Consider the following 12,557-nt stretch of genomic DNA (forward strand, 5'->3'; position numbering starts at 1 on the left):
ATCAGAAAACTTGGAAAGATATAGCTATAGTTAAACATATCATTCTCCAAACGAAGTATTTAATGAAATGCATTATAACTCAAACTATCAATCATCTTCTTTCTATATTATGATGCGGTATATTCTATATTGCGTTCATATCCTTACGTATTATTATATCGTAATCTAATAAAAAAACATATCCCCCTATTAATCAAAAAAGGAAGCCGTAGGTACGAAAAGGTTCCATTTTCATACCTGCAGCTTCCTTCAAATATTATTAGCTAAATATTAGTCAATGACTTATTCAACAGTAACTGACTTAGCAAGATTTCTAGGCTGATCCGGATCATTGCCCTTGCCTACTGAAGTATAATATGCAAGGATCTGAAGAACTACAACAGATTCAAATACCGACAGCTCATCTCTTACATCAGGTATACTGATATGTACATCGCATACCGTACCATCCGTAATTGATTTATCCTTGCTTATAAGGATAACATAAGCACCTCTTGCCTTAACCTCTCTGATGTTTGAAACAACCTTGCTGTAAACAGGCTGCTGAGTCGCTATAGCTATAACAGGAGTTCCTTCTGTTATAAGAGAGATTGTTCCATGCTTAAGCTCACCTGCTGCATAAGCTTCTGCGTGAATGTAGCTGATCTCCTTAAGTTTGAGAGCGCCTTCCATAGACAGAGTATAGTCTAGTCCTCTTCCGATAAAGAAAGCATCCTCAGCATTGACCATACGGCTTGCCTGAGCTGCAACCTTGTCTTCAAGCTTAAGAACTTCTTCGATCATAGAAGGAACGTTCTTGAGGCCTGAGATGAATTCTCTTATCTCGGATTCTGAAGCCTTACCAGTTACGAGGCCAAGCTTGCATCCTATAAGATACATAGCAGCTACCTGAACCGAGTAAGCCTTGGTAGATGCAACTGCGATCTCAGGACCTGCATGAGTATAAAGGGCATATCCGCTCTCACGGGCGATTGTAGAACCCTTAACATTAACAACTGCAAGTGTTCTGTCTGTATATTTCTTGGCAAGACGCAGAGCTTCAAGTGTATCAATAGTCTCACCTGACTGTGATACTACGATTACGAGTGTATTCTTGTCTATAGTAGGTCTTTCGTATCTGAACTCAGATGCGATAGCTACTGTAACAGGGATTCCAAACTTGTTCTGAATGAGTGTACGACCTACATTACCTGCATACATAGCTGTTCCGCAAGCAATAACAGTGATGTCGTGAACTCCTTCAAAAAGTGAATCCGGAATATTGTCATCTTCAAAATTAGGAAGAAGATCCTTAACACGAGGATTGATAGTATCTGCAAGTGCTCTTGGCTGCTCATGGATCTCCTTGATCATATAATGAGGATAGCCGTCCTTCTGAGCTGTCGATACGTCCCAGTCAACTGTAAGATACTCGGGCTCTACCACATTACCTTCAAGGTCTTCAAGTGTGATACCATCATCCTTAAGTGTAAGGATATGATACTCAGGTACTACGAAGTAGCTGTTTGAGAACTCGATAAATGCTGTAAGGTCAGATGCGATGAACGATCCCTCACTATCTGTATGAGAAGCAACAAGCGGGCTTACGTTACGAACCGCATAAACTTCTCCGGGATGACCCTTGAACAAGATACAGAAAGCAAAAGAGCCTTTAAGTTCCTTAACAGCCTTTCTGATGGCTTCCTTGGGATCACCATCGTAGTTCTTACTGATAACTGCAGCAGCAACCTCTGTATCTGTGTCAGATTTAAGCTGACCTTTGAGTTCATACTTCTCGATAAGCTCATGATAGTTCTCAATGATTCCGTTATGAAGAAGTGTCACATCACCAAACTTATGAGGATGAGCATTGGCATTGGTAACTCCGCCGTGAGTAGCCCATCTTGTATGGCCTATACCTGTAGTAGAAGCATTCTCATCATCGCAGATAGCACGAAGGTCATTGACCTTACCTGCAGTCTTTCTAATGGATACATGCTTACCATTGTCCTTGAAAAAAGCTATACCTGCGCTGTCATAACCTCTGTACTCAAGTCTCTGAAGTCCATCAAGAAGGATATTCTGAGCAGGCTTATGTCCTGCAAATCCAATAATTCCACACATATATATTAATTCCTTTCATGTCAATGTACATAGATGATCAGTCTCATTTCATCTACAGGATAGATGAATATGATCCCTCACATCAATTTTTATAAAAAGCTACTGCATATATATATTCATCTCGTCTATCAAGCAGTAACTATCAGATCACATGATAGCAGTCAATTTGTTGCCGGATCGTTCCGGTATTTACAACTGCCTTACGTATTCATGCATACGTCCGGGCATCCGCCGAATAATCTCGATAAACCCGAATCCTCGTTAACCGTATCTTACGGTACATGGCGCTAAAGTTTCTAAACTTTTCGAAATCTAAGTCCTCCTAAAACTTAAACCACATTATATTAACACATCTTGCAAAAATAATAAAGCAGTAGATGGCTTAAGGTCATATTACTGCATCTACTACTTTATAAACTGAAACTTCGCACTTGCCAAACATACGCCACCCTTTGAGGCAACGCCGATGCGGATAGTTTATAATGCATTTTCATATCTTGAAGGTGTTATAATTCAGGGCATGATATCTGGATTTTTATATTCTAGGGTCTGAAACTCGCTTCGCTCAGACATGCAGACCCTAAGAAGAATATAAAAATCCATCTCTCATGCTCCTGAATTTTATAACACCTTCAAAAGATATGAAAATGCATTATAAACTATCCGCATCGGCTCTGCCTCAGAGAGTGGCGTATGTTTGGCAAGTGCGAAGTTTCAGTTTATTAAATAGTGAAAATCAAATCACAAAGCAGTAGATGTATCATGGAATTCTTACATCTACTGCTTTAAATGTGAAAAGTTTGAAAATGTTATATTTCATACCCAGATCAGTGTCGCGGATTCCACTAATATAATCCACTAGCTTTGCTCGCGACATAAAGTTAAGTCTGTGCTGCTTAGGCATTAGCAGATGCAAGCTCATCTGCAAAGATAGACTTCATCGCCTTTTCAAGAACAGGAACGATGATGGCTACAAGTACCATCTTAAGAATATCTCCCGGGATGAAAGGTACCATGCAGGCAAGAAGTGATGCCTGAATGCTCATCTTGGTAAGGAAGATGAACTGTGTAAGTCCTACTACGTAGATAACTACGCTTCCAAGAAGCATTGCTACTATCATCTCTGCGTACTTAACTACGCCTTTTTTATTTCTGCCAAATTTAAAATAAATGAATCCAGCAAGAAGTGCAGCAAATGGCCATGACATAATGAAACCGCCGCTCATACCTACAAGTGACCCGATTCCTCCTGAGAATCCTGCAAATACAGGAAGACCTACTGCTCCTAAAAGAACATATACAAGCACAGCTACAAAACCGTACAAAGGTCCTAAAAGAAGAGCTGCAAGAAATACTGCTGCCGTCTGAAGTGTGATCGGAACGCCCCCAGGAAGCGGGATGGAAATAGGTGCTGTAGCACAGCACAAAGCTGCAAACATAGCACATAAAACGATTGTCTTAACTGTAAACTTTTTCATATTATGTTATTCCTCCAAGTCAAATACCGGCATTAATTAAGCCTTAATTTATAGATTTTATGCGGTCTTAAAGATAGTAAACCTTCGAAGTGCCAATTGTCAACCACTTTCTAAAATAAAAGTTTACAATTAATATTTCAAAAGTTTACATCTACCTTTTTCTAGCACACCGGCTAATTTACCATAACCTGAAGGTAACGGATTGATATACTACAAAATTCTATAATCACCTGAAGGTACAGATTCTATATCCAAATTCTAACAAATACTTCCCACTTGGACGGTGCAGTATCTCCAAAGTCTTCACAAGGTAGGGCAGAATCCAGATCATTTCCACGCTTTTTATTCGTTTTATAAAATTCATGAGCGTGATAGATGGAGCTTTTCATTCTGCCCGGGGTCCACCTGTCTGAGCGAAGCGAGTTTGGACCCCAGAATGAAATGCGCCAGATATCATGCCATGAATTTATAAAACGAATAACAGCGTGGAAATGATCTGGATTCTGCCCTATCCTGTGAAGACTTTGGAGATACTGCACCGTCCAAGTGGGAAGGCAGCAACCCAGATTACTGCACCATCCAAGTGGAAAGGCCGCAGCCTAAATTACTGCGGCGTAGATGCAAGGTACAGCTTCCTCTGCCTTTCTACTACGCTGCTTATCCACTCTTTGTCTGCAAGAGACTTGGTAGCGTCTGCCATCTCTGACTCATTGGCATATTCATCGAAGATATTCTGCTTGTTCTCAAGAAGCTCCACCATATCTTCATCAATAGTATCAGAACACAAGAGATGATATACAAGGACATTCCTAACCTGTCCCATACGATATACTCTTGATATAGCCTGAGTTTCAAGAGACGGCTTGATCTGAGGTTCGCAGAATATCACAACACTTGCCGTCTGGATATTAAGCCCTGTACCTCCTGCCAACACCTGACTTACAAGAACACTTCCTGCTTTACTGTTTGTAAACTCGTCAACTATTGCCTGTCTATCTGCAATTGAAGTAGATCCTGATATTCTGAATACGTCCCTGTCTTTTAGAAGGTCACATACTTTACTAATAGTATCAAGATAGAATGAGAATACTATGATCTTCCTGCCTTCATCTTTGGCCATATCACATAATTCCAAAAGTCTCACAGCCTTGGATGAATGACTGATATCATCCTGAAGATAACCTACTCTTCTCATGGTCATGAAGTTACCTTCTCTGACCACTTCAACATATGCTTCCTTGTCAGAAGGTGACATCTCGCACCACTGAGACTTATCTTCCATTTCAGGAAGCTCCTTGAGGACATCTTCTCTTACTCTTCTAAGATATACAGGCGCTATGACTTTCTTAAATTCATCAGACTGATTCATAAATGCATATTTTTGTACATCTTTTATAAGATCATCCTGCCTTAATATACCTATTAGGTTGCACATCTCATCGACTTTATTTTCAAGAGGAGTACCTGTCATAAGAAGAGTACGCTTTGCCTTATCTCTTATTTTCATAAGATACTTAGTCCTCTGAGCCTTAGGATTTTTAATATAATGAGCTTCATCTACAACCAGCATCTCTATATGAAGGTCTCTATCCATATTGTCATAAAGTTCGTCCAAAGATTCGTAGTTAGTAACTGCAACTCCTCCATTTTGTTGCCACACATCTACATCTATATTACCTTTTGATGCATGAAGAAGATGTGCCTTTAAGGCGCTGTGCTTCTCCACTTCTCTGCACCAGTTGATAAGAACACTGGCAGGACATACCACAAGAAAATGTGCATTGGAAACCTTGGCAGCTACCGATGCCATAGAAGCTATAGCCATAATAGTCTTACCAAGCCCCATCTCATCTCCCAAAAGGACGTTCTCTTGATGAAGCGCATACTTGGCTCCAAATATCTGATACTGCCTAAGCGTAGCATTAAGAAGCGATGTATCAAGTTCCTGCCTCTCTATCTCTTCTGCAAGACTAGATGGTATATCCTTGTACACTGAGCTAATAGGAGCAGATGATACATTGAGACTATCAAGAAGAGCATAAAAAGGCGCACTGTTACTTAGAAACTCTCTCTTTGCATCCTGAAGGGATATAAGACGAAGCGTCTCATATTGATTAATAAGATTTTTAGAACGAACCTGATAATTATCATTATCTATAACTATAAGAGTCTCATAACCTGACACTGTAGACTCTTTAGCCTTAGCAGATGAGAATACCCATCTTAAAGAATTCCTGATCTTAATATCCGAAAGCGCCTTAGCTATATGCTGATGATACCTTGAATTAATATCCGCTACATCCTTATATACAGGAGCCTTACGCATATATTTATATAGCTCGAATACCAGATTCCAGTTCTCAGGATCTTTGGAATCTGCATCAATCCTTACAGATGTAGTCTCTGCCATCCTCTTTGTAAAAAGATCTATAGTCTGCCTTATAGCCTTGGCCTGAGCTTCACCTATCCCGTTTATCATAGAAAGTGAAGTCTCTGACCTTCCGGCAAGCTGCGACAGATCATGGTATCCTGCCTTCTCCAAAGCAGCTACCCTGATCCCCGCCTTAGCTCCGGATAGCTCACTGACAGGAATCGATGAAAGATTCCTTGTAGCAAGCTTGATCCTAAGATCTGCTGCAGCCTTTTCTATCGCCTGCCTCGCCCTGGCCTCTTCTTCCTGAATTGAAAGCATCCTGCCGTCAACCGCCGATATATCCCTTATATATTTAACCAAAGCCTTAAAATCCGGCTTATAATAATTCGAATTACTCATTTAACCCCCATAAAAAAAAGTTTCTTAGTTGAGCAGCTCCAGAAGATCGTCTCTTGAAAGCGTTGCGCTTGATATTCCATCGCTTTCTAAGATGTTCTCGGCAAGAGCGCGCTTCTTTTCCTGCATCTCCAGAATCTTGTCTTCTATAGTGCCATGAGCTATCAGCTTAAAGACAGTCACCACCTTGCGTTGTCCTATCCTGTGGGCCCTGTCAGTTGCCTGATTCTGCACAGCAATATTCCACCATGGATCATAGTGGATGACAACATCAGCGCCGGTCAGATTAAGACCTGTTCCGCCTGCCTTTAAAGAAATGAGGAATACCGGCGTCTTGTCCTGATTGAAAGCATTAACAAGCTCTATCCTCTTTTCTTTAGGTGTAGCTCCCGTGATCTCATAATAAGGAATACCTGCTGATTCAAGGCGTCCTTTTAGAATATCCAGCATAGTAACAAACTGTGAGAATACAAGAGCCTTGTGCTCGCCTTCTATTACCTGCTCTATCATATCCATGAATGCATCTGTCTTGCAGCTGCCCTTTTTATAATTTTCAAAGCACAGAGCAGGATCACAGCATATCTGACGAAGCCTTGTAAGTTCAGCGAATATCTCAATCTTATTTTTGGCAAATTCTTCATCGCTCTGCTTTTCAAGGCGCATTTTCATATGAACTACCTGGGCATCATAGAGCTTTTTCTGCTCTTCATCCATCCTGGCATAGCGAATCTCTTCAAGCTTGTCAGGAAGGTCTTTTAATACATCAGCTTTTTTCCTCCTAAGGATAAAAGGGGTGACCATACCGCGAAGCTTGTCCATGGTATCTTCTTCCTCGTACTTCATGACAGGTATCTCGAAATCGGCTCTAAACTGAGGATAACTGTACAAAAGTCCCGGCATCAGATAATCGAAGATGCTCCAAAGTTCTGAAAGCCTGTTCTCAATAGGCGTTCCTGTAAGAGCAAATCGCCTGTCAGCCCTTATAAGCTTGACACTCTTGGCTGCCTGAGACAGATGATTCTTGATATACTGAGCTTCATCTATTATCTCTATGGCAAAAGAGTGATCTTCGTACTCAGCGATATCACGCTTTAGAAGATCATAAGATGTAACTGCAACGTCATAACCTTCTATGTTAAGTATTATGTCTTCACGCTCTGACTTGCTGCCTGTTATAAGCACATAGTTAAGAGAGGGGGCAAACCTCTTAAGCTCCTCTCCCCAGTTATAGACAAGGGATGCAGGAACTACTACAAGCGAAGGCTTTCTTGGTGATAAGTTTTCATTAGCTTCATTATCATTATCTGCACAAGATGCTAAGCTCTTTCCATGCTCTTCATAATATGACGCAAGAAGTGCTATAGTCTGAAGAGTCTTACCAAGACCCATCTCATCTGCAAGAATACCTCCAAATCCGTATTTGGAAAGTGTACGCAGCCATCTGTATCCATCTCTTTGATACTTACGAAGATGTCCTTCTATGCCGCTTGGAAGATCGAACTCTGCATCTGATATAGTCTTAAATTCCTGAATAAGCTTCTTAAAATGTCTGTCTCTGTGCTCATAGATAAAACTCTGATTTTCAAGCATCCTGTCAAGATACAAAGCTCTGTAAGCAGGAATCTGCATCTTGCCTTCTACAAAGGACCTAAGGTCCACATGCATGTTGTCCAGCATGTGGACGAGATTTTCAACCGCTTCGTTCTGAGCAGATACGAAATCTCCGTTTTTAAGTCGATAGTATTTCTTCTTGGTCCTATAGGAATTCAGAAGCTCTATAAGTTCCTCAGGGTCTATATCCTCAGCGCTTATCTCGAGATCAAGAAGTGACGATTCAAGTGATACACCCATCTGGAATCCCGGATTCTTCCTGATTCCTATAGACATAAAGCTCTCTGTATGTCTTACATCTCCATAAGCCTGAAGTTCATCAAGTCCCTGTGAGAGAAGTTCAAATACAAGATCCTCATTTTTGGCTTCATCGCATATAAAAAGGCCATTTTGTGTATCTACATCAGGAAAATAGTTACGAACTACATCTATAACATCACCTTCGCTAACAAGGTCTCTGAAGCTTTCTTCACCAGGTGCTTCATATAACAGATTCCTCTCAAGATCGTCATAAGATACCACAGCCTTGCAGGTTATAAAGCCCTTCTCCCTGTCAAGGAAAAAAGTAAACTCAGCCTGAGGCAAAATAAACTGTTCAAGCCAGTCAGCATCTTCAAAGCTTACAAGTGCATGGTCTCTAAGCCATGGCAGCGTATCATAATAGAACTTGGTAAGATTACGGACACCAATCCTAAACTCAAACTTACCAAAATGGCTTATTGAAGTTAGTGGCGACAGGACATCAACATCCTGTCTTGGTACCTTATTTAGTGTATTGCCTTCTATGTAATAGGCATTTTTCCTTCCGGAAAAGACAACCGGCATAAATCCTGATACATGTATTCCAAGACCTCTGCCCTTGCCATCTTTCATATTGCTGATCTGTACCTTGGCCTGTATAGGCTCTTCTGAAAGATATACCTTTTTTTCATCTCTTCCATGTACAAGGGTGATGCCATCCTCTTGCATCCCGCACTCTATGCACAGGTCATAAAATTCGTCCAGAAAGTGCCCAAACAGTGGAATCTCATCCTTAAGCTTAGGCATATCATCACTTACATCAAAACCAAAGCCATCTGTCTGAGGAGTATAAAAATCACTTTCAAGAGCGAAGTTTTCAATAAATTCATAAATCTTAAGCCCCTTATCAGTAAGGGCTTCAGTAGATAGTCTGATATTTTTTCTTCCAAATTTATATAACTTCCTATTCTTGACGGAATAGTAGAGCTCATTAAGGTGCTGGACTTTGAACTTCTGCGAGCCTGATAGCCTGAATGCAAGATACAGACTATTATTTCGAGGCATAAGTATAGGTTCTATATCATACTTTTCTATTCTTCTTACGGTACTTGTCTTACTTTCTTTAACTGCAGCAATCTTATTTTCTCTAGACAGCTGCTTCATGATATCTTCGCCGCTTCTATCAGTTGCATCTATTGCCATGCCTTCCTGGTCCAGATACTCTTTAAGTAGATACAAAAGGGCTGCCTTATGCTCACATATAAAGCCTATAGTTCTGGTACGTCCTGCAATCTTCTTGGTGACAGGCTTCTTGCAGGAAGGTACATAACAGTATCCACCTACATAATAATCAGGTCCTACTGAAACTTTGGCCTGAAAATATGACTCTTTGATCCTGCCCGTTGCAGAGCAGATCTTATCTCCAACTTTGCGGTTATCATCAACCTCTTCGCCAAAAGATCCTCCATAGAATTCACTAAGCTTAACATCCTGAATGCTGACTTTAGATGACTTGGCCAGGACCACAGCTTTGACCCATACTTCTTTACTTATGCATGCGCTCTTCAAGATCTGTGAATACTTATAATACTTGTAAGCTGTAATATCCCTTAGTTTATCTCCAGTTATTACTTCGCTTTCTTCAAATCCTATATAGCCCAGATCATCTATATAAAAGCCCTTACCACCCAATAGCTCCTGCTCATCGGAAGTATTCAGTTTCTTCTTGGCATACAAAGAAGACATCCCAAGAGAGCTTCCGGATATCATATCTGTGATCTTGTCTTCTATAAGATACATAAGAGCAGCTTCATGCTTGCAGTGCTTGCCTTCCATTGCATACGGACAGGTACAGCTAAGCCTTTCTACTCTGGTAAAATCATCAGAAAGGTGTGCAAATGTCATATAGCGTCTGCCGCCGGATCCTGTTACTTCTGCAGAGAAAGAGCTTCCCTCCTGCTTTAAGTTGTTAACATTACCGCGTCTATAATAGTCCATCCCCCGGGACCTTATAGTCTGCGCAAATTCAGGTCTCCAGTCTATATATATCTTCTTGGCCATTAATAATACTCCATGGAAAAAAACAATTTAATCAATCTCAAATAATCAGTATATCATGATAAGCCCTGTTTTAACTTAAAAATATAACTTTTCTTTATCATCAAGAACATTATTAAGACTTCCAGCATGGACAATGCAGTATTCAAGAATTATTTACAGGGCAAAAAGTGTAACAATATAAAGTTTAAATATTTTCGCAAATAAGCCGGTTATAACTAATTTTTATAATTATCATGCCGATAATCATTTCGAGGTATGTATATTTACATCCACAACATGCCACAGGAGGTGGAAATGGCGGCTAAAACAAAAAAGGCAAAAACAGGTAAGATCCGTAATAAGCTATTATTGTGTATCGTTCCATCAGTTGCTATCACTGTAGTAGTTCTTATCACAGTGACAACGATTCTTTCAAGAAATGCCCTTATAAAAAGTGCTAAATCAGAGCTAAGTTCATCACTTACCAACCAAAGCGATAATATTGAATCCTGGCTCGATGAAAACCTTCAGTTTTTTGCAACAGCCAAAAAAACAATAGAAGCTGCAAATCCAACTGACCAGGAGCTTCAGGCTATGTTGGACGGTTGGTATGGTTTTAATTCAAACTCTACCAACGGCCTGTATATTGCATCAGCTTCAGGCAAAACATACAAAGCTGCTGATGCCGATCTGGACCTCTCTGACCCTACGTCAACCACATGGTACAAAGAAGGTCTGACCCGTGTAAATATGGCCTACGGAAGTGCTTATAAAAATGCAGAAGGAATAAGTGTTATAAGTGCATCAGGTATTCTTGATGACGGCGGTGATGAAATAAAGGTTATATCAGCAGATGTTACTCTTGATAAGATCAGTATCATCGTTAATTCCGGTGTCAAGATGAAGAATGCAAGTTCATTCCTTGTAGACAAAACAGATAATACAATTCTGGCTCACAGAGACTTCTCACTTGTATCATCGACACTGTCATCATCAAGCTCCGACAAGCTCCTGTCCGGTGTAGCCAAAAAGATTGAAAATGGAGATTATACAGAAGACACTATTGGAAACTATATGGTTGACTTTGCCGAAATACAAGGCACTTCATGGGTCCTTGTATCCTATATAGAAACAGATGTCATCCTGGCTGATGTCAATCATATCGTAAATCTGTCAATTGCAATAGGTATACTTAGTATCATCATAATAACTGCGATCATCCTCCTTACTATAAATAAGGCGATGAAACCTCTGTCAGGAATCTCCAAAGACATCGTTGCTATGTCCGGAGGCGACTTCACTATCGAGGTTGAAGCAAAGAGTAACGATGAGATCGGTCTTATGGGTGATCAGGTCAATGAGTTCGTGACCAGCATGAGAAAGATGCTGCACTCGATAAGTGACGAGTCTGACAGGCTCAAAGCTCAGTCAGAGAACTCAGATACTGTATCCAAGAACATGTACAGTGCTTCCGAGTCTCAGGCCGAAGCTATGAAACAGCTCAACGAGACTGTTGATCAGCTTGCAGCTGCTGTTAATGACATAGCTTCAAGTGCTACTACTCTTGCAACTGTTGTAGCTGATACACGAGACAACAGCCACAAGGCTGAGAGCAGTATGAATGAAACTGTTGAGATATCCAAAAAAGGCAGAAGCGATATGGAACAGCTTAGCAGTGCCATGTCCGGAATGTCTGATTCTAATGCAAGACTTATGGAATCTATCTCCAGAGTAGATACAGCATCCAATGAGATCACCAATATCGTAGGTCTTATCGGAGAGATTGCAGAGGAGACCAATCTCCTATCTCTTAACGCTTCTATCGAAGCTGCCAGAGCGGGCGAAGCCGGTAAAGGATTTGCAGTTGTTGCTACTCAGATTGCCAAGCTTGCACAGACTTCTGCAGAAAGCGCTACCAACATCGGAACTCTTATCAATGAAGTTCACAACCTGATCCAGGAAGTTGTAGGTCAGGCCAATGAAAGCGCTGCAAGTATCGAGCAGAACAGCAGTCTTATCGAAACTGCTGTTGATACTTTTGATAAGATCTATGATAACATTCAGGAATCCAATGACCTTATCAGAGATATGATAAACGGTGTTGAAAAGGTTGATGATGTTGCAACCAATGTTGCTGCCATATCCGAAGAACAGGCAGCAAGTGCAGATGAGATCCTTGCAACCTCCCAGAACATGGTAGAGCAGGCTGATAATATCACCAGAAGCTCCCAGGATGTTGCTGCCAATGCACATGAGCTTGCCGGTACATCAGATACACTTACATCTTATGTACAGCAGTTCAAGATTTGAGGAGG

At 40.8% G+C, this 12,557-nt stretch carries 5 protein-coding genes; 1 reads left to right on the plus strand and 4 read right to left on the minus strand.

The window, feature by feature from the left end:
• Window positions 1–282: 282 nt before the first annotated feature.
• The 4 genes from glmS to BMX21_RS04865 form a co-directional block, all read right to left on the minus strand.
• Window positions 283–2,103, minus strand: coding sequence for a glutamine--fructose-6-phosphate transaminase (isomerizing) (gene glmS / locus BMX21_RS04850; protein ID WP_092041961.1), 1,821 nt, complete (start codon window positions 2,101–2,103; stop codon window positions 283–285).
• Window positions 2,104–2,999: 896 nt separating this feature from the next.
• The gene (locus BMX21_RS04855) at window positions 3,000–3,581 is read right to left on the minus strand and encodes a biotin transporter BioY (RefSeq protein ID WP_092041963.1); all 582 of its coding nucleotides are present in this window, start codon (window positions 3,579–3,581) and stop codon (window positions 3,000–3,002) included.
• A gap of 604 nt (window positions 3,582–4,185) precedes the next feature.
• Window positions 4,186–6,354 (minus strand): DEAD/DEAH box helicase, encoded by a 2,169-nt coding sequence (locus tag BMX21_RS04860; protein WP_092041965.1) that lies wholly within the window; start codon window positions 6,352–6,354, stop codon window positions 4,186–4,188.
• A gap of 24 nt (window positions 6,355–6,378) precedes the next feature.
• Window positions 6,379–10,263, minus strand: coding sequence for a DEAD/DEAH box helicase (locus BMX21_RS04865; RefSeq protein ID WP_092041968.1), 3,885 nt, complete (start codon window positions 10,261–10,263; stop codon window positions 6,379–6,381).
• A gap of 294 nt (window positions 10,264–10,557) precedes the next feature.
• Between BMX21_RS04865 and BMX21_RS04870 the strand changes: the two genes are divergently transcribed.
• Window positions 10,558–12,552, plus strand: a complete 1,995-nt coding sequence (locus BMX21_RS04870) for a methyl-accepting chemotaxis protein (RefSeq protein WP_092041971.1) — start codon at window positions 10,558–10,560, stop codon at window positions 12,550–12,552.
• Window positions 12,553–12,557 lie beyond the last annotated feature (5 nt).

The sequence above is a fragment of the Butyrivibrio sp. TB genome (assembly GCF_900110805.1).
Taxonomy (GTDB): Bacteria; Bacillota; Clostridia; order Lachnospirales; family Lachnospiraceae; genus Butyrivibrio; species Butyrivibrio fibrisolvens_C.